18 protein-coding genes are annotated in these 18,345 nt (G+C 74.5%); 7 read left to right on the top strand and 11 right to left on the bottom strand.

The genetic code is table 11. From position 1 onward, the window contains the following. Nucleotides 1-35: 35 nt before the first annotated feature. The 4 genes from GA0070214_RS20100 to GA0070214_RS20115 form a co-directional block, all read right to left on the bottom strand. Nucleotides 36-623, bottom strand: a complete 588-nt coding sequence (locus GA0070214_RS20100) for a winged helix-turn-helix domain-containing protein (RefSeq protein ID WP_091266039.1) — start codon at nt 621-623, stop codon at nt 36-38. 55 nt (nt 624-678) lie between these two features. Beyond that, a complete protein-coding gene (locus GA0070214_RS20105; protein ID WP_091266042.1) occupies nt 679-1,170 on the bottom strand; it encodes a rhodanese-like domain-containing protein in 492 nt (163 codons plus the stop codon). A 50-nt stretch (nt 1,171-1,220) separates the two neighbouring features. Then, a complete protein-coding gene (locus GA0070214_RS20110; protein WP_091266044.1) occupies nt 1,221-1,673 on the bottom strand; it encodes a cysteine dioxygenase in 453 nt (150 codons plus the stop codon). Nucleotides 1,674-1,789: 116 nt separating this feature from the next. Further along, nucleotides 1,790-2,167 carry a cupin domain-containing protein gene (locus tag GA0070214_RS20115; protein WP_091266047.1) on the bottom strand — a complete coding sequence of 126 codons (378 nt, stop codon included), beginning with the start codon at nt 2,165-2,167 and terminating at the stop codon, nt 1,790-1,792. A gap of 67 nt (nt 2,168-2,234) precedes the next feature. Here GA0070214_RS20115 and GA0070214_RS20120 point away from each other — a divergent pair, with 67 nt between their 5' ends. After that, on the top strand, nt 2,235-2,630 hold the full coding sequence (locus GA0070214_RS20120; protein ID WP_091266050.1) for an ankyrin repeat domain-containing protein: 396 nt from the start codon (nt 2,235-2,237) through the stop codon (nt 2,628-2,630). Between the two features lie 77 nt (nt 2,631-2,707). Beyond that, nucleotides 2,708-3,631 carry a DUF3500 domain-containing protein gene (locus GA0070214_RS20125; protein ID WP_091266054.1) on the top strand — a complete coding sequence of 308 codons (924 nt, stop codon included), beginning with the start codon at nt 2,708-2,710 and terminating at the stop codon, nt 3,629-3,631. Nucleotides 3,632-3,643: 12 nt separating this feature from the next. Here the strand turns inward: GA0070214_RS20125 and GA0070214_RS20130 are convergent, their stop codons facing one another. The 7 genes from GA0070214_RS20130 to GA0070214_RS20160 all read right to left on the bottom strand — a co-directional run bounded on the left by GA0070214_RS20130 (nt 3,644) and on the right by GA0070214_RS20160 (nt 12,254). After that, nucleotides 3,644-4,402, bottom strand: a complete 759-nt coding sequence (locus GA0070214_RS20130; protein WP_091266057.1) for a class I SAM-dependent methyltransferase — start codon at nt 4,400-4,402, stop codon at nt 3,644-3,646. 43 nt (nt 4,403-4,445) lie between these two features. Next, nucleotides 4,446-4,943 carry a DUF2231 domain-containing protein gene (locus tag GA0070214_RS20135; RefSeq protein WP_091266060.1) on the bottom strand — a complete coding sequence of 166 codons (498 nt, stop codon included), beginning with the start codon at nt 4,941-4,943 and terminating at the stop codon, nt 4,446-4,448. Between the two features lie 76 nt (nt 4,944-5,019). Continuing rightward, entirely contained in the window at nt 5,020-5,760 is a 741-nt protein-coding gene (locus tag GA0070214_RS20140; RefSeq protein ID WP_091266064.1) for a GAF and ANTAR domain-containing protein, read from the bottom strand. Nucleotides 5,761-5,950: 190 nt separating this feature from the next. After that, a complete protein-coding gene (secA2, locus tag GA0070214_RS20145; protein ID WP_091266067.1) occupies nt 5,951-8,245 on the bottom strand; it encodes an accessory Sec system translocase SecA2 in 2,295 nt (764 codons plus the stop codon). A 109-nt stretch (nt 8,246-8,354) separates the two neighbouring features. Continuing rightward, nucleotides 8,355-10,103, bottom strand: coding sequence for an ABC transporter ATP-binding protein (locus tag GA0070214_RS20150; protein ID WP_091266070.1), 1,749 nt, complete (start codon nt 10,101-10,103; stop codon nt 8,355-8,357). 29 nt (nt 10,104-10,132) lie between these two features. Continuing rightward, nucleotides 10,133-11,221 carry a zinc-binding dehydrogenase gene (locus tag GA0070214_RS20155; RefSeq protein WP_091266074.1) on the bottom strand — a complete coding sequence of 363 codons (1,089 nt, stop codon included), beginning with the start codon at nt 11,219-11,221 and terminating at the stop codon, nt 10,133-10,135. Next, nucleotides 11,214-12,254 (bottom strand): Gfo/Idh/MocA family protein, encoded by a 1,041-nt coding sequence (locus GA0070214_RS20160; RefSeq protein ID WP_091266077.1) that lies wholly within the window; start codon nt 12,252-12,254, stop codon nt 11,214-11,216. The genes GA0070214_RS20155 and GA0070214_RS20160 overlap by 8 nt, the downstream gene beginning before the upstream one ends. A 245-nt stretch (nt 12,255-12,499) precedes the next feature. Between GA0070214_RS20160 and GA0070214_RS20165 the strand changes: the two genes are divergently transcribed. The 5 genes from GA0070214_RS20165 (at nt 12,500) to ctaD (ending at nt 18,246) form a co-directional block, all read left to right on the top strand. Next, complete coding sequence (locus GA0070214_RS20165; RefSeq protein WP_244167789.1) at nt 12,500-13,480, top strand: glucosyl-3-phosphoglycerate synthase; 981 nt, start codon at nt 12,500-12,502, stop codon at nt 13,478-13,480. 148 nt (nt 13,481-13,628) lie between these two features. Beyond that, nucleotides 13,629-14,783 carry a glycosyltransferase gene (locus GA0070214_RS20170; RefSeq protein WP_091266084.1) on the top strand — a complete coding sequence of 385 codons (1,155 nt, stop codon included), beginning with the start codon at nt 13,629-13,631 and terminating at the stop codon, nt 14,781-14,783. 83 nt (nt 14,784-14,866) lie between these two features. After that, nucleotides 14,867-15,331 (top strand): DUF4383 domain-containing protein, encoded by a 465-nt coding sequence (locus tag GA0070214_RS20175; RefSeq protein ID WP_091266088.1) that lies wholly within the window; start codon nt 14,867-14,869, stop codon nt 15,329-15,331. A 92-nt stretch (nt 15,332-15,423) separates the two neighbouring features. Then, complete coding sequence (locus GA0070214_RS20180) at nt 15,424-16,155, top strand: ATP-binding protein (protein WP_091266092.1); 732 nt, start codon at nt 15,424-15,426, stop codon at nt 16,153-16,155. Nucleotides 16,156-16,242: 87 nt separating this feature from the next. Then, nucleotides 16,243-18,246 (top strand): aa3-type cytochrome oxidase subunit I, encoded by a 2,004-nt coding sequence (gene ctaD, locus GA0070214_RS20185; RefSeq protein WP_091266095.1) that lies wholly within the window; start codon nt 16,243-16,245, stop codon nt 18,244-18,246. The last annotated feature ends 99 nt before the right edge of the window (nt 18,247-18,345 follow it).

Raw genomic sequence — 18,345 nt, forward strand, 5'->3', positions numbered from 1 at the left:
GGCTCCGGGTACGCCGCGCACCGTCGGGCGGGGCCTCAGCGCTCGCGGTCCACCACGATCCGGGCCTCGTCGGCGAGCCGGTAGCCGATGCCGTACACGGTGGTCACCAGGGGTGTGTCGACGCCGAGCTTGGCCCGCAGCCGGCGCACGTGGACGTCGACGGTGCGGGCCACCGCGTGCTCGTAGCCCCAGACGTTGGCGAGCAGTTGCAACCGCGTGAACACCCGCCGGGGATGTTCGGCGAGGAAGAGCAGCAGGTCGTACTCGATCCGGGTGAGGGTCACCTCGACGCCGTCGTGGCGGACCCGGCGGGTGCCGGTCAGGATGCGTACCGTGCCGGGCTCCTCGGCCCCGGTGGGCGGCGCGGGCGGCTCCGGCGGCGCGGCCGCGCGGCGGAGGTCGAGCACGGCGCGGGCGGCCTGGTGCTCCTCGGGCCGGAGCAGGCCCTCGCCGGAGGCGGCGAGTTCGTCCAGCAGGTCGACCAGACGGGCCAGGCCGGGCGTCAGCGCGCCCGCGCCCAGGTCGAGGGTGATGGTGAGGGTCGGTGCGGTACGCGGCCGGTGCGGCGCGCGGTCGGGGCGGCCCGGCCGGGCCGGACGGGAGGAGATGGCGACGACGGACATGGGAGCCTCCTGTGCGGGCGGTCGCCCCGCCCCACCGGGGATGCGGCGGGGCGGTTCAGCGGGGCGCCCGGCCGGCGGTGACCGGGGGCGCGGTGGACGAGGGTCGGAGCGGCGGAGTGGGGCCGAGGGTGGGCAGGCCGGCGATGCGCCAGGCAGCGAAGCCGCCCGCCACGTCGGTGGCCCGGTGCAGGCCGAGGTCCTGGAGGGCGGCGGCGGCCAGCGAGGAGGTGTAGCCCTCCTGGCAGAGGACGATCACCGGCACGTCGTAGTCGACGGCCTGCGGCAGCCGGGCCGCGCAGCGCGGGTCGAAGCGCCACTCGAGGACGTTGCGCTCGACGGCGAGCGCACCCGGCACCGTGCCGTGGGCGGCACGCTGGCCGGCCGGCCGGATGTCCACCAGCAGCGCCCCGCCCCGGACCGCCAGGTGGGCCTGCTCGGGGTCGAGCCGGCGCAGCCGCGCGCGGGCGGCGGCGAGGATCTCGTCGATGCCCCGGGAGCCGGGTGGTGGGACCGGACAGCTCTCGGTGCGGGTGGGGGTCTGCGCCATCGTGGCGTCCTTTCCGGGTGCGGAGGTCGGGGGTGGGAGTGCGGGCCGGTTCACCAGGCGACCCCGGCCTCGGCCACCTCGGCGACGAGGAGCCGCCCGGCGTCGAGGCGGTAGCGGGTCATCCGGCGCAGCGCGGGCCGGTAGACGTGCACGCTGACCGCCGGCTCGTCATCCCGGTTGGTGACCACGTGGACGTGCCGGGGGCCGAAGCGCCGGCCGGCTCCGGGGGCGAGCCGGTGCGGGCGCAGCCGGCCGCCGCTGACCGTCTCCTCGGTGAGGGTGCCGGCGACGACCAGGAAGGCGCCCGAGGAGCCGCCGTGGTCGTGCAGGTCGGTGCCCTGCCCGGGCAGCCAGCTCAGCGCCCAGACCTCGTGCTCGGCGTCGGCGGCGAGCCGCGCGTACCACCGCTCGGCGCGGTCGAAGCGCAGCGGCACCGGCCAGCGGGTCGGGTCGGCCCAGCGGGCCGCGACGGCGAGCAGGTCGGACGGGTCGGAGCTGGTCATCGGCGGGGCGTCCTCACGGTACGGGGGCGACGTGCCGCCTCAGCATAGTCTTTAAACCCTATGGGTTTAGTAGGTAATACCGGATGCTGGGACGGTACGGCCCGCGGATCGGGAGGTCAGCGGAGGATCGGCGGGTCCACCCGGTAGCCGGGAACCGACGGCCAGCGCACGGTGAGCACCACCGACTCGCGCTCGGCGTACCAGGAGTGGTCCACGCCCCGGCCCCAGACCACGTAGTCGCCGGGCGCGCGCAGCACCACGGTGCGGTCCGCCAGCTCGACCCGGAAGGCTCCGCTGATCAGCACCAGCAGGGCGGTGCGCCGCTCGCCGGTGGCCCACCGCGAGCGGGTCTCCCCCGCCGGGTGCACGCCCCACTTCACCTCGACCTCGGTGCTGTGCCGGACGTCGCCCGGCGGCTTGAAGTGACCCAGCAACCAGCCCGCGTCGGTCGCCCCGTCCACCGCCGCGTTGCCGACGTACACCCGATCGTCCATTCGCGCCCCCCGTGCCGGCTCGGCAAGCTACCAGGCGGGACCGGTGGGAGCCCACTAGCCTGGACGGATGTCCCAGGAACTCGACGCCGAGACGCTCGCCTTCGCCCACCGGATGTTCGACCTGGCGCGCGCCGGGGCGACCGACGAGCTGGCGGCGAACGTGGACGCGGGACTGCCGGTCAACCTCACCAACGGCAAGGGCGACACGCTGCTCATCCTTGCCGCCTACCACGCCCACGCGGATACCGTGGGCGCGCTGCTCGCCCGGGGCGCCGATCCCGCCCGCACCAACGACCGGGGGCAGACCGCGCTCGCCGCGGCCGTGTTCCGCCGTGACGCCGAGGCGGTCCGGGCGCTGCTGGACGCCGGCGCCGATCCCGCCCACGGCGACCCGTCCGCGGTCGAGACGGCCCGCTTCTTCGACCTGCCCGAGATGCTCGCCCTCCTCGGCGGCCGGAGCTGACCGGTCCCCGAGGTGGCGGCGCGCGGCCGGCGGCGGGGCGGTATACAGGGGCGGTGGAGGATCCCGTACCCGAGCAGATGCGCGCGGCGGCCGGCGCGCTGCTGACCGCGCTCGACGAGCCGGCCCGGCAGCGGGCCCGGCACGACTTCGACGACGAGCCGGCGCGCCGGTGGCTGGAGTACCGGCCCCGCCCCCGCCCCGGCATCAGCCTCGCCGACCTGGACGGCGCCGCCCGCAAGGCGGCCCACCGGCTGCTCGCCACCGCGCTCAGCCCTGCCGCGTACGCCCAGGCCATGGCCGTGGTGGCGCTGGAGGAGGTGCTGGACCGGGCGGAGGGCTGGCGGCGCGGCCGGCACAGCGGCGACTACTGGGTGGCCGTCTTCGGCGACCCGGTGCGCGACGACCGGTGGGCGTGGCGGTTCGAGGGGCACCACCTGTCGGTCAGCATGACCGTGGTGGACGACCAGGTCTCCCCGGCCCCGATCTTCCTCGGCGCCAACCCGGCCACCGTCCGGCACGCCGGCCGGCCGGTCTCCCGGCCGCTCGGCCCGGAGGAGGACCTGGCCCGGGAGCTGCTCGACGCGCTGGGGCCGGCCGGCCGCACCGCCGCGGTCGTCGCCGACGACGCGCCGGCCGACATCATCAGCGCCACCCGGCCCACCGCGCCGGGGCGGCTGGACCCGCTCGGCGTGCCCCGGGGCCGGCTCACCCCGACCGGCCGGGCGCTGCTCGACCGGCTCGTGGCGCTCTACCTCGACCGGCTCCCGCCCGAGCTGGCGGCCCGGGAGGCGGGGCGGCTGGCCGGCGGCGAGCTGCACTTCGCCTGGGCCGGCCCGGCCGGGCCGGGGCAGCGGCACTACTACCGGATCCAGGGCGACGACCTGCTGATCGAATACGACAACACCACCGACGACGGCAACCACGCGCACACCGTGCTGCGCCGCCCGGCCAGCGATTTCGGCGCCGACGTGCTGGCCGCCCACCGCGCCGCCGCGCACTGACGCCGGGCGGGGTCAGGGGCGGCGGGCCTCGATGAGGAAGCGCTGCGCGTGCGCCACGAACGGGCCCTCGGCGCGGATGCGCTCGTGCAGGCGGCGCAGCTCGGCGCGGTAGCGGTCGACGGTGAAGCCGGGCACGGTCCAGACCACCTTGCGCAGGAACCAGACCACCGCGCCGACGTCGTGGAAGACGGTCCGCAGGGTGGCCGTGCGCAGGTCCACCACGGTCAGCCCGGCCGCCTCGGCGGCGGCGACCGCCTGTTCGGGGCGGCGGCTGGCCGGCGGCGGCAGCGGCCCGAGGACGGCCTCGCTCAGCTCGCGCACGGTGCCGGCGCCGATCTGCTGGGACAGGTAGCTGCCGCCGGGGCGCAGCACCCGGGCGATCTCGTCCCACCAGGTGTCCACCGGATGCCGGCTGACCACGAGGTCGAACGTGGCGTCGCGGAACGGCAGCGGCGGCCGGTCGGCCACCTGCACCACGGCGGCCCCGATCCGGCGCAGGTTGCGCCGGGCGACCGGCACGTTCGGCGGCCACGCCTCGGTGGCGACGAGCAGCGGCGGCGGGGCCGGGACCTCCGCCAGCACCTCTCCCCCACCCGTGTCGATGTCCAGCGCGGCGCGCACGGTGGCCATCCGGGCGCCGACCAGGCGCGAGTAGCCCCAGGGCGGTCGTTCCTCGGTGGCCCGCCCGGCCAGCCAGGAGAAGTCCCAGCCCTCGACCGGCGCCGCCGCGCCCTCGGCGAGCAGCTCGTCGGCGTCCCGTTCGGTGTCCACCCGCCGAGCCTGGCCATCGGGGGCCGTCGGCCGCAAGGCGTTTTCAGACCTTCGGGATCTCCACGGTGGCGCCGGGGATGTCGCGCAGCGCCTCGAAGCCGCTCGGCTCGGCGGCCCGGGCCCGGTCGAACTGGCGCATCAGCCGGGCGCCCAGCCACACCCCCACCGATCCCACGGCCAGCGCGAGCAGTTCGGTGGCCACCTGGACGCCGGTGGCGCCGCGCTGCGGCGCGTGGGCCCGGATGAGGCAGGTCAGCAGGAACAGCGCCGCCATGGCGGCGTTGACCAGGTTGAACGTGATGGCGGTCCGGTGGGTCCGGCCGGCCCGCACGTCCCAGAGGTCGACCATCCCGGCGACCGTCGCGAGCGCGGCCGCGACCAGGGCGGCCACGGCCGTCCAGTAACCCACCTCGCCCAGGAAGGCCGGGCCGCCGGCGACGTCGGCCAGGTCGAAGACCGTGGCGCTGACGAACAGTCCGAACGGGAACGTCACCAGCATCGGTTGGATCGGGTGTCCCTGCACCCGCAGCCGGCTCTCCATCGGTCCCTCCCCAGGTCGGAGCAGCTCACCAGTCCAGGGTGCTACCCGAGGCCCACCGGGACGAAACGAATGTCGCTCAACTGTCCCGGGGCCGGGAGACGGTGAGCACGAGCCGCTCGGCCACCTCGCGCAGCGGAATGTCCAACGAGGAAGCCGCGCTGCGGAGCACGTCCAGCGCCTCCGGGGCCGGGCAGCCGCGCTGCGTCATGATCACGCCGACGGCCTGCCCGACGACCCCGTCGGCCAGCGACGCGGTGTCGACCTGGTCGGCCCGGGCCGCCTGCCGCTCCCGGTCCCGGGTGGCGGCCAGCAGCAGCCCGGCGTGCTCGGCGAGGAGCATGGCGGTGAGCTGGTGCCGGGGGGTGAGCGCCGCGGCGGACTCGGCGTAGAGGTTGATGGCGCCGATCACCTGCTCGTCCACGTCCACCGGCGCCGAGATCACCCCGTGCACGCCCAGCCCGCGTGCCCGCTCCGCCCAGGCCGGCCAGCGCGTCTCCCCGGCCAGGTCGGCCGCGGTGATCATCTCGCGCCGCGGGATGGCGGTCATGGCGGGCGTGTCGGGGCCGTGCCGCAGGTCGTCCAGCCCGGCCCGCTCCGGGTCGGAGGCGGCCACCCCGGCGGGCTCACCGGCGCGCAGCGCCGTGAACCCGCAGCAGTCCACCCCGGGTACGGCGTCCCGGGCGATCCGGACCAGCCGGGCCAGCGCCTCGTCGAAGTCGGCGACCGTGATCAGGCCGGCGGTCAGCTCGCGCAGCAGCGCGGCGGTCTCCAGCACCCCCAGCGAGTCGGTCAGGGGGTCCCGCGTGTCGAGGTTCACCGGGCCACGGCCTCCGCCACCTCCGCGTCCGTCCACGCGGTGTACCCGTCCGGCGCCGTTGCCTGTCCCATGGTCGCTACTCTCCCTGACTCGAAGCCCCGCCCTACTACCCTCCCAGACCGGGATCGAAACCGCGCAAAAGGGGTCCCTTCCGGCGCGGTCAACGCCGGAAGGGACCCCTTTCGGACGGTCAGCGGGACCCGGAGATGAGCCGGCGCCCCACCGAGGCGATCAGCCGGTCCAGCTCCGAGCCGAACGGGTTGTCGTGGACCAGGTACGTCCAGGTGGCGGTCGGCCGCACCAGCTTCGAGGCGTCCGGCTCCCACCCGTCGGCGAACTCGGTCTCCTCGAAGGTGGCGATGGTCCGCGTCTCGATCTCGGGGACCAGCGCGTTGAACGCCGGGACCGCGCTGCGGTGGAACTCGTCGAGCGGGTCGAGCCGGCCCAGCGCCCGCAGGTGCACGCCCTCGCGCACCTCGGACAACTCGGCCAGGTGGTCGGCCCAGAGCCGGTCCAGGTGGTAGAGGGCGATCGTGCGGGCCACCTCGGCGAGCAGGTCCTCGTCCATCTCGCCGGCCTTCTCCGGCACCCGCTCCAGCAGCATGAGGGCCGCGATGTCGCTGGTCAGCAGCCGCTCGCGGCGCTCGGCGAGCGCCTTGCGCTGCTGCTCGATCACCACGCTGTAGCGCCAGGTGTTGCGGTGGATCTCGTGGTTGACGCCCTCGGCGACGCGCTGGGCGTGCTCCACGGCGTAGTCGACCTGCGGGTCGGTGACGAGGCCGTCGGCGTTCATCCGGGGCGACGCCGGGACGGTGTCGCCGGCGTGCCGCACGACCAAGTCGTCCTCCAGGCTCACGAAGAAGACCGACCCGCCGGGGTCGCCCTGGCGGCCGGCCCGGCCACGGAGCTGGTCGTCGACCCGGCGGCTGTCGTGCCGGCCGCTGCCGATCACGTAGAGGCCGCCCAGCTCGGCGACGCGATCCCGGTCGGCCTGGTCGCTGCCGCCGAGCCGGATGTCCACGCCCCGGCCGGCCATCTGGGTGGAGACCGTCACCGCGCCGTACGCGCCGGCCTCGGCGATGATCCCCGCCTCCTCGTCGTCGTTCTTGGCGTTGAGCACCACGCAGGAGACCCCGGCCGCGTGCAGGCCGGCGGCGAGGCCCTCGGACTCCTTCACGTCGAGGGTGCCGACCAGCACCGGGCGGCCGGCCTCGTGGCAGCGCCGGATCTCGTCGATCAGCGCCTCCTCCTTCTCGGCCCGGGTGGCGTAGATCCGGTCCGTCTCGTCCTCGCGGACGCACGGGGTGTTCGGCGGGATCACCGCCACCTCGAGGCCGAAGAACTCGCGGAGCTGGTCGCCGACGAGGACCGCGGTCGCGGTCATCCCGCAGACCTTCGGGTAGAGCGCGATGTAGGCCTGGACGGTGATGGTGCCCAGCACCTCGCCCTCGGCGGTGGCGTCCAGGCCCTCCTTGGCCTCGACCGCCGCCTGGAGCCCGTCCGGCCAGCGGCGGCGCTGGGCCACCCGGCCGCGCATCTCGTCGATCAGCTCGACCGAGGACTCCCGCACGATGTAGTCGACGTCGCGGTGCAGCAGGGCGTGGGCGTGCAGCGCCACGTTGACCGCGGAGAGCTGCCCGACGTGTTCCTCGTCGTAGAGGTCGATGCCGCCCATCTTGGCCTCGACGGTGGCCAGGCCGGCCGAGGTGAAGGCGACGCTGCGGCCGTCCTCGGCGATCGTGTAGTGCTTGCCCTTGCGCAGGCCGCGCACCAGCGCGGCGGCGGCGTGCACCGGGTCCTGCTCGCCGGGGACCGCACCGGCGAGAACCATCGGCACCCGGGCCTCGTCGATCAGGATGGAGTCGGCCTCGTCGACGATCGCGGTCCCCATGGCCGGCTGGACCCGGTCGGCCAGGTCGGTGACGAGCTGGTCGCGGAGGAAGTCGAAGCCGGCCTCGCTGACCGCCACGTAGGTGACGTCGCAGGCGTAGGCGGCGCGCCGCTCCTCGGGGGTGGACGCCTCGTTGACCCAGCCGACACGGAGCCCGAGCAGGGCGTAGACCGGACCCATCCACTCGGCGTCGCGGCGGGCCAGGTAGTCGTTGACGGTGAGCACGTGCACCGGGCCGTTGCCCATCCGGACGTGCCCGTAGGCGGCGATGGTCGCGGTCAGCGTCTTGCCCTCACCGGTGGCCATCTCGGCGACCTTGCCGGAGAGCAGCGCCATGGCGCCGAGCAGCTGGACGTCGTACGGCCGCTGGTCGAGGCCGCGGCGGGCCGCCTCGCGGCCGATCGCGCAGATCTCCTCGTAGCCCGTGGCCTGCCCGGCCGCCTCGGTCAGCTCCGCGTCGGAGAGCTTCTCCAGCTCCGCCTCGCGAGCCTCGATCGCCGGCAGCAGCTTCTCGAGCGGGGCCAGGTCGACGGTCGTTCCCGGGCGCTGGAGGAACCGCCGGAACCTGGTCTTCAGACGTTGCGACACACCCATGAGCGGCAACGGTACGCGAATCGGAGCCGATTGTGACACCCATGCCGGGCCACCGCCGGGCGGTGTCCGAATTTCGGCCTGTTTCCGCAGGTCACGGCGTTTTCGGCGGTCAGCCGACGAGGAGCTGGTGGGTGGCCAGCTCGCGGTAGAGCGGGCTGGTCGAGGTCAGCTCGTCGTGGGTGCCGACGGCGACCACCCGGCCGGCGTCCAGCACCACGATCTGGTCGGCGTCGACCACCGTGGAGAGGCGGTGCGCCACGATCAGCAGGGTGCGGCGCACCGCGACGGCGTCGATGGCCCGGCGCAGCGCGGCCTCGTTGCGGGCGTCGAGGTTGCTGGTCGGCTCGTCGAGCAGCAGCACCGGCGGCCCGGCCAGCAGCGCCCGGGCGATCGCGAGGCGCTGCCGCTCCCCGCCGGAGAGCAGCACGCCGCCCTCGCCGACCTGCACGTCCAGCCCGTCGGCCGTCCGCTCCGCCAGGTGCCCGAGGTTGACCTCGTCGAGCACCGCGCGCAGCCGGTCGTCGGTGGCGTCCGGGGCGGAGATCAGCAGGTTGTCCCGGAGCGTGCCGGCGAGCACCGGGGCCTCCTGCTCGACGTAGCCCAGCCGGGCCCGCAGCGCGTCCCGGGGCAGGTCGCGCACGTCGACCCCGTCCAGGCGCAGCGCGCCCTCGGTCACCTCGTAGAAGCGCTCGACCAGCGCCAGCAGGGTGGACTTGCCGGCGCCCGACGGGCCGACCAGGGCGGTGCGGGTGCCGGCCGGCACGGTGAAGCTCACCTCGTGCAGCACCGGCGGGCCGCCCGGGTAGCCGAAGCCGACCTTGTCGAAGTCGAGCGCCGCGGGCCCGGTCGCGCCGGGCCGGGCGGTGACCCGCGCCGGCCCTTCGTCCGCCCCCTCCCCCGGGACGGCGAGGATCTCCTCGATCCGGGCCAGCGCGCCGAGCCCGCTCTGCAGCTGCGTGTACGCGTGCACGGCCTGCCCGAGCGGCAGCACCAGGAAGAACAGGAACATCACGAAGGCCACGAGGTCGCCCACGCCGATCGCGCCGGCCGCCACCCGGGCCCCGCCCACGGCCAGCACCAGCAGGAACGCGCCCTGGACGGTGACCGTGCTGGCCGGACCCACCACAGCCTGCGCCCGGGCCACCCGCAGCCCCGCCGCGTACGCGTCGGTCGCGCTCGCCACCACCGTCTCCGTCTCCCGCCGCTCGGCCCGGCTGGCCCGGATGGTCCGCGCCGCGGAGATGGCCCGCTCGACGGCGGAGGTCATCTCGCCGACCCGTTCCTGGGCCTGGCGGGCCAGCCCGCGGACCCGCCGGGCGACGGTGAGGGCGAAGCCGACGCCGACCGCGACGGCGGCGAGGGTCACGCCGAACAGCAGCGGGTCCAGCAGCAGCATGGCGGTGCCGGCGCCGAGCACCATGACCGCTCCGGTGACGGTCTCGAAGAGGCCGGAGGTGACGACCGCCCGCAGCAGCGTGGTGTCCGCGCCGACCCGGGAGAGCAGGTCGCCGGTGCGGCGCCGGTCGTACTCGGCGATCGGCAGCCGCAGCACGTGCCCGGCGAGCCGCCGCCGGGTGCCCAGCACGAGCCCCTCGGCGGTGCGCTGGAGCAGGTAGTCGCGGAGCCCGCCGAGCAGTGCGCCGACCACGACCAGGGCCACCAGCACGGCCACCAGGGTGAGCGCCGGGCGGCCGGCGGTGATCCGGTCCAGCACGGCCCGGGTCAGCAGGGGCTGGGCCAGCGCCGCCGCCGCGCCGGTGAACGACAGCGCGCCCACCGCCACGAGGGTGCCCCGGTGGGCGCGCAGGTACGGCAGCAGGGCGGCGAACCCGGGCGGGCGGCCGGCGTCGGTGCTCATGGCAGCACGGTAGCCGGGCCGGCCCAGGCTCAGCCGGTGAGCACCACCTGCAGCTCCGAGCGGCGCCGCTCGGCCAGGTCGGTGAGCACCGCCGGCGCCTCCTCCAGCGGCACCACGGCGGAGACGAGGTGCTTGCGGATCAGGTCGCCGTACTGGCGCAGCAGGTCGACGGTCTCGGCGGAGAGCCGCTCCCGGTCCCAGGTGGGGGTCAGCCCGCGCGGCACCCGGCCGATCTGGGCGCAGCGCAGCGACAGGCCGTTGTGGTGGAACTCCTCGCCCAACCGGACGGCGTCCGCGCCGGCCTGGTAGAACGCCAGGTCGATCACCGTGCCCTGGGGGCGCAGCAGGCGCAGCGCGAGGTGGAGCGCCCAGTCCTGGCCGCGGCACTGGAAGACCACGTCCGCGCCCCGGTCGCCGGCGGCGTGGTTCCAGCGGGTCTTCAACACGACGGCCGGGTCGTCCGCCCCTGGGTCGAGCGTCTCCAGGCCGAGTGACTCGGCCGCCTCCCGGCGGGCCGGGGTGGGGTCCAGGACCACCACGGAGGCGGCACCGTGCCGCCTGGCGAACAGCGCGGTGAGCAGCGCCACAACGCCGCTGCCGACCACCGCCACCCGCCTCCCGCGCACCCCGTCGCCGAGCGAGCGGACGTCGGTGCCGCACAGGTCGGCGGCGGCGTGCAGCAGGCCGTTGGCGCAGATCGGGCCCATGTGCGCGACGTAGACGCCGAGCAGCGGGTCGAGATCGTCGGGCAGCGGCACGAACCGCTCGGCGACCGGGTCGGCGACGTAGCCGCTGCGGTGGCCGTAGGTCATGGCGCCGACCGAGCCCACGGCGACCGCCGGGGTGCGGCTCTCCACCACCCGGCCGACCTGCATGTAGCCGAGCCGGGTGACCGGGTACGGCGTCCCGGCGCCGCCGGGCTCGAACAGCCCGAGGTCGGCGTTCCAGGTGACGTGCAGGTAGGGGTTCGTGCCCTTGACGTAACTCAGCTCGGTGCCGGCCGAGACCCCGCTGAACAGGGTCTCCACCCGGAAGGTGCCCTCGCGCAGCTCGGCCGCGTCCTGCTCGACCAGCTCGACCCGGCCGGGCCCGCTGACCACCACCACCCGGTCACGCATCGACGGTCACCCCCGTCGGCCCGGCCGGCGTGGCATCCGCGACCGCGGCGGTGAGCCGCGCGGCCGGCCCGGTGGGCAGCGCCACCGACCGCCCGGTCCGCGCCGACTCGGCCAGCGCCACGGCGAGCCGATGGGTGCGCAGCGCCTCGGCGTACGGGACCCGGACGTCGTCGCCGACCCCCCGCACCGCGTCGACGAAGGCCCGGTCGACGGCCACCCGGGCGCCGTCCGGGTCGGCGGGCAGGTGCCGCTCGCCGTCTCCGTCGCAGACGGTCAGGCCGTCCTCGGCCAGCGACAGCGCCAGCCCGTCGGCGAGGATCTCCAGGCCGGCCCGGTGCTTCCAGCCGAGCACGCAGGCCGCCGCGAGCGTGCCGACCGCGCCCGAGGCGAAGCGCAGGGTGGCCGCCGTGACGGAGTCGATGTCGGCGCCCTCGACCGGCGGCGGGCTTCCGTCCCCGTAGGCGGTCACCTCGGTCACCTCGCCCACCAGCAGCCGCACCAGGTCCAGCACGTGCGCGGCCTGCTCGACGACCGGCCCGCCGGACCGGTCCCGCCGGGTCCACCAGGCGACCGGTGGCACCTTGTCCAACCAGGCCCCGTTGACCATCCGCACCGGACGGTCGGCCAGCAGCCGCCGGGCCTCCTCGACCACGTGCAGGTAACGCCAGTGGTGGCCGACCGCGGTGCGCAGGCCCCGTCCCTCGACCAGCGCGGCGACCCGCTCCGCGGTCTCCAGGTCCAGCGCCACCGGCTTCTCCACGAACATCGGGACACCGGCGGCGATCACCGCCTCCTCGACCGGGCCGTGCGCGAACGGCGGCACGCAGACGTACACGGCGTCCGGGCCGGCGGCGAGCAGGTCGTCCACGTCGCGGAAGGCCCGGGCGCCGTGCGTGCCGGCGAGCGCCTCCGCCGCGTCCGGGGCGACATCGGTCACCCCGAGCAGTTCCACGTCCTCGAAGCCGGTCAACACGCGGGCGTGGCGCTGCGCCACCCCGCCGGCTCCGACCAGTCCCACCCGGCACACGCGCATACTCCCGACCCTTCCCCGACGACAGACTGCCGACAGCACTCCCCGGGCGGCCGCATCGCCAAACGCGGACGGGCGCGCAATCAGACGTTCACCGCGCGGGAACCGGCCGGTACCGGACTGGTGATCAGGTGTTCGGCATGATCCGGTTAGCACGGGCGGTCAACTGGGCAAACCAGAAGCCCGTGGTACCGCCACAACCAGGGAGTGTGCCTGTGCGGGATACAGAGTCGATCGTCTCACCGGTGGTGGAGGCCTGGGCCACGTACCGCACCACGTCCGCCGACGACTGGCCGGCGCGGCGCCTCGTGCGGGCCAAGGGTGCCAGCCGGGTCAGCGTGGTGCTGCCGGCGCGCAACGAGGAAGCGACCGTCGGCGCGATCGTGTCGACGATCCGCCAGCACCTGATGGACCGGGTGCCGCTGGTGGACGAGCTGATCGTGGTGGACTCGCGGTCCACCGACCGGACCGCGCAGGTGGCGCGGGCGGCCGGCGCCGAGGTGGTCAGCCAGGACGCGATGACGCGCGGGCTGCCCCGGCTCACCGGCAAGGGGGACGCGCTCTGGGCCGGGCTCGCGGCCGCGGAGGGCGACGTGGTCGCGTTCGTCGACGCCGACCTGCGGGAGTTCCGGCCGCACTTCGTCACCGGGCTGGTCGGGCCGCTGCTCACCGACCCGTCGGTCGACTTCGTGAAGGGCTTCTACCACCGGCCGCTGGTCGGCGCCACCGGCGTGGAGTCCGACGGCGGCGGCCGGGTGACCGAGCTGATGGCCCGCCCGCTGCTGAACCTGTTCTGGCCGGAGCTGGCCGGCTTCGTGCAGCCGCTCGCCGGCGAGTACGCGGGCCGCCGCGACGTGCTGGCGCAGGTCCCGTTCGTCTCCGGCTACGGCGTCGAGACGGCCATGCTCATCGACCTGCTGGACCTGGTGGGGCTGGACTCGCTGGCCCAGGTCGACCTGGGCGAGCGCAAGCACCGGCACCAGGACACCGCGGCGCTGGGCCGGATGTCCGCGCAGATCCTCCTGACCGTCTGGTCGCGGCTGCAGCGGCGCGGCTGGGCGGCGCCGGGTGTGGAGCCGACCGCCCTGCTCACCCAGTTCCGGCGGGGCGGCTCGGACGCCCTGCCCAACCTGGACCGCGAGATCGTCGTCAGCGACGTCTCGATCGAGGAACGGCCGCCGCTGGCGCAGCTACGGCACCGGGTGCCGCGGCGCCGGGTCGCGGCGTGAGCGCGAGGAGTGAGCCGGGCTTGCGAGCCCCGCAGTCGCGAACCGAGACCGACGGCGTGAGCGCGAGGAGTGAGCCGGGTCTGCGAGCCCCGCAGTCGCGAACCGGGACGAACGGCGTGCGGGCCACCCGAGGAAGGGACCACGCACGATGACACTCACCGTCCTGATGAACGCCGGTCCCTGGTTGTCCGTGCCGCCACCCGGCTACGGCGGGATCGAGAACGTGATCGCCACCCTGGTGCCGGAGCTGCGCCGGCTCGGCGTGCGGGTGGTGCTCGCCTCCGTGGAGAGCAGCACCCTGCCGGTCGACGACCGGATCTCGGTCTTTCCCGACGGGCAGTTCCACTCGCTGCAACGGCCGTACAACCAGGTCTGCGGGGTGGCCCAGGCGCACCTGCACGGGGTGGTCCGCGCGCTGCACGGTCGCGACGACATCGACCTGGTGCACGACCACGTGGAGGCCGCCGGGCTCGCCACCCTGGCCGCGATGGGTCCGGACGCCCCGCCCGCGCTGCACACCCTGCACTGGGATCTCGCCAAGCACCCCGAGCTGTACGGCAACCTGGACGGCGGCGACCGGGTGCGGGTCAACGGCGTCTCCGCCGCGCAGCTCGCCCGGGCCCCGCGGGCCCTCCAGGAGCACTCGGTCGGGCACGTGCACCTGTCCACCCCCCTCGCGGTCGGCGCGGACCGCCGGCCGCCGGTGGCCAAGGGCGAGCACGTCGTCATCCTGGGCCGGATCAACCCGGGCAAGGGGCAGGACCTGGGCGCTCGGCTGGCCCGGCAGGTCGGCTTCCCGCTGGTGCTGGCCGGCCCGGTCGGCCCGTACCACCGGCCCGAGGACCTGGCCGCGGCGGGCGACGAGGCCCGGCAGAACCCGGACGTGCGGTTCTTCTACGACCACGTGGCCCCGCACGTCGACGGGGACCTGGTGCGCTGGGTCGGCACCGTCGCCGGGCAGGAACGCGACGACCTGGTGGCCGGCGCGCGGGCCTCGCTGTTCCCGCTGCGCTGGGAGGAGCCCGGCGGCACCGCCGTGGTGGAGTCCCTCGCGCTCGGCACGCCGGTGGTGGCCACCGCCCGCGGCTGCCTGCCGGAACTCATCGAGCACGGCCGCACCGGGCTGCTCACCGGCGACGAGGAGGAGCTGGGCGAGCTGGTGCTGGCCGCCGGCCTGCTCGAGGAGGACGAGTGCCGGCGGGAGGCGGCCGCCCGGTTCACCCCGGAGCTGATGGCCCAGCGGTACGTGGAGCTGTACGAGCGGGTCCGCCGGCTCACCGCCCGGTCGTTGCAGCCAGCCTGAGCCGGGCGGTTCGCGGGGGCGGCGTTTGCCCCCGAGGTGTCCGGGAAAGCCGCCCGGTCCCTTGTCTGGCGAGGAGGCCCGGCATGACGAACTCGATGGCCCACTCCCGTGGGCGACGCAACCCGGCCGACGGCCGGGCGCCGGTACGCCGGGCCGCGGCGACCGTCGGCGTGCTCTTCCTGGTGATCGGCGTGCTGGGGTTCATCCCCGGCATCACGACCCACTACAGCGACCTGAAGTTCGCCGGGCACGACTCCGACGCGAAGCTGCTCGGCCTGTTCCAGACCTCGGTGCTGCACAACATCGTGCACCTGGCGTTCGGCGTCGCCGGCCTGCTGCTGGCCCGGACGGTCTCCGGGGCCCGGACGTTCCTGATCGGCGGCGGCGCGATCTACCTCGTGCTCTGGCTCTACGGCCTGGTCGTCGACCACAACAGCGGCGCGAACTTCGTCCCGTTCAACGGCGCGGACAACTGGCTGCACTTCTTCCTCGGTGTCGGCATGATCGCTCTGGGGCTGCTCACCACCCGGGGTGGGAACCGCCGCTGAGCAGGCGCGCCCAGGGGCGGATGTCCGGTTTCACCCGCCCCGGGCGCGGGTATCTCCCAGGTCCTCCGACGAGATGGGAAACGAGGGCCTGGATGTCGACCCGGATCAGGTGCGAGGTCCGCGACGAGACGCCGGTCACCGTCGTACGGCTGGCCGGCGTGCTCGACCTGGGCACGATGCGCTCGGTGCACACGGTCCTGGACCGGTGCCTCGCCGCGCAGCCGGACGCTCTCGTCGTCGACCTGGAGAAGCTCGACGTGACCGACCCGCTCGCCCTCTCCGTCTTCGCCGCCGCGGCCCGCCGGGCCGCGGACTGGCCGGCCGTACCGATGGTGCTGTCCGCCCCGCCCCGGGAGGCGGCGACCTGGCTCGCCGAGACCACCGCCTGCCGGGTGGTGCCCGTGCGCCGCGACTGCGCGGAGGCGGCGGCGCTGGCCGGCGCGGTGGCCGCCCCGCGGCTGCGGGCCCGGCTGGAGCCGGTGGCCGGCGCCTGCCGGCGAGCCCGCGAGCTGGTCACTGACGCGTGCGGCCGGTGGAACATCCCGGAGCTGGCCGGCCCGGCCTCGCTGGTCCTCAGCGAGCTGGTCGGCAACGTCGTCCGGCACGCCGGCACCCCGATGCAGGTGACGCTGACCCTGCGCCGGCCGTACCTGCGGGTGGCCGTCATGGACGGCAGCCCGGCCGATCCGCGGGCGGCGACCGACCGCGACCTGCGGGCCGAGGGCGGGCGCGGGCTCATGCTCGTCCGCGAGCTGACCCAGCGCTGGGGCAGCACCCCGGCGGGCGCGGGCAAGGTGGTCTGGGCCATGCTGCCCGCCAACTGACCGAATTCTCCGCTCTCGCCTGGTTTGATGGGCAGAGGGTCGGGTACGCGTGCCCGTCCTGTCTGTCGTCACACGGGGTGAGAAGCCATGCCTAAGCGGGTAGTCACGGAGCCACGAGACCGGGGGCCGGCGATCCTCGCGCCGGCCCGGTTCGGCGGCTATCCCGGCCCGGTCCGGGGGGCGGTCAAGGGCGACTCGCTGTGGCGGCTGCTGCGCACCACCGACGCGAAGCTCATCGGCCTGCTCTACCTGGGCACAGCCTTCGCGTGGTTCGTCATCGGCGGGTTCATGGCGATGCTCATGCGGGCGGAGCTGGGCCAGCCCGGGATGCAGTTCCTGTCCCCGGAGCAGTACAACCAGCTGTTCACCATGCACGGCACGATCATGCTGCTGCTGTTCGCGACGCCCATGGTGTTCGGGTTCGGCAACTACATCGTGCCGTTGCAGATCGGCGCGCCGGACGTGGCCTTTCCCCGGCTCAACGCCTTCGCGTACTGGCTCTACTTCTTCGGAGGCCTCATCGTCCTCGGCGGGTTCGTCACCCCGCAGGGCGCGGCGGACTTCGGCTGGACCGCGTACACGCCGTTGAGCGAGTCGCAGCACAGCCCCGGTGTCGGCGGGAACATGTGGGTGGTGGGCCTGGCCGTCTCCGGGCTGGGCACCATCCTCGGCGCGGTCAACCTGATCACCACGATCATCACCCTGCGCGCGCCCGGCATGACGCTGTTCCGGATGCCGATCTTCACCTGGAACCTGCTGCTCACCAGCGTCCTGGTGATCCTGGTCTTCCCGCTGCTGGCCGCCGCGCTGTTCGCGCTCGCCTCGGACCGGATCCTGCACTCGCACGTCTTCGACCCGACCACCGGCGGGCCGATGCTCTGGCAGCACCTGTTCTGGTTCTTCGGACATCCCGAGGTCTACATCGTGGCGCTGCCGTTCTTCGGGATCATCACCGAGATCATCCCCGTCTTCGCGCGGAAGCCGATCTTCGGCTACACCGGTCTGGTGCTCGCCACCATCGCGATCACCGTGCTGTCGATGACCGTCTGGGCGCACCACATGTTCGCCACCGGCCAGGTGCTGCTGCCGTTCTTCAGCATCCTCAGCTATCTCATCGCGGTGCCGACCGGCGTGAAGTTCTTCAACTGGATCGGCACCATGTGGAAAGGGCAGATCACCTTCGAGACGCCGATGCTGTTCGCCATCGGCTTCCTGGTCACCTTCCTGTTCGGTGGCCTCACCGGGGTGCTGCTGGCCAGCCCGCCGGCCGACTTCCACCTGCACGACACCTACTTCGTGGTGGCCCACTTCCACTACGTGCTCTTCGGCACCATCGTCTTCGCCGCGTTCGGCGGGCTCTACTTCTGGTTCCCCAAGATGACCGGGCGGCTGCTCGACGAGCGCCTGGGCAAGATGCACTTCTGGACCATGTTCATCGGGTTCCACGCCACCTTCCTCGTGCAGCACTGGCTCGGCGCCGAGGGCATGCCCCGCCGGTACGCCGACTACCTGCCCAGCGACGGTTTCACCCCGTTGAACGTGATCTCCACCCTCGGCTCCTTCCTGCTCGGCGCGTCCACCCTGTTCGTCATCTACAACATCTGGAAGTCCTGGCGCTACGGCGCCATGGTGACCGTGGACGACCCCTGGGGCTTCGGCAACTCGCTCGAGTGGGCCACCACCTGCCCGCCGCCGCTGCGCAACTTCGACCGGATGCCGCGGATCCGCTCCGAGCGGCCGGCCTTCGACGCCAAGTACGGCCCGCTCGTCTCCGACCTGGGCCGTGACCTGCCGCAGCGCACCACCAAGTCGCCGCAGCACTTCACCGAGGAGTTGCGCCACGTGCCGTACACACCGGAGTCGCCGGCCGCCGAGGGCGCGCACGGCGCGCGCGAGGCCGTCGAGTACCAGCCCGCGCCGCAGTCCGGCGCCCGGCCGGTCGACGTGCCCGAGCCGGAGGAGGTGCTGCGGCCCAGCTTCGAGGGGACCGACCAGCCGGAGGAGACCCAGCTGGGTCCGCAGCGGAACACGCGGTCGGACAACCCCCGCTGGGAACACCCCCGCGAGCACCGGGACAACCCGGAGAGTTGAGGGGCAGCAGGAAGGGCCGGCGCCGTCGGGCGCCGGCCCTTTCGCTCGGGTACGCACCCCACCCGGCCCGCGCGCAACGAAGGGCCCCTGGCAACGCCA

The sequence above is a fragment of the Micromonospora chaiyaphumensis genome, from assembly GCF_900091435.1.
Taxonomy (GTDB): domain Bacteria; phylum Actinomycetota; class Actinomycetes; order Mycobacteriales; family Micromonosporaceae; genus Micromonospora; species Micromonospora chaiyaphumensis.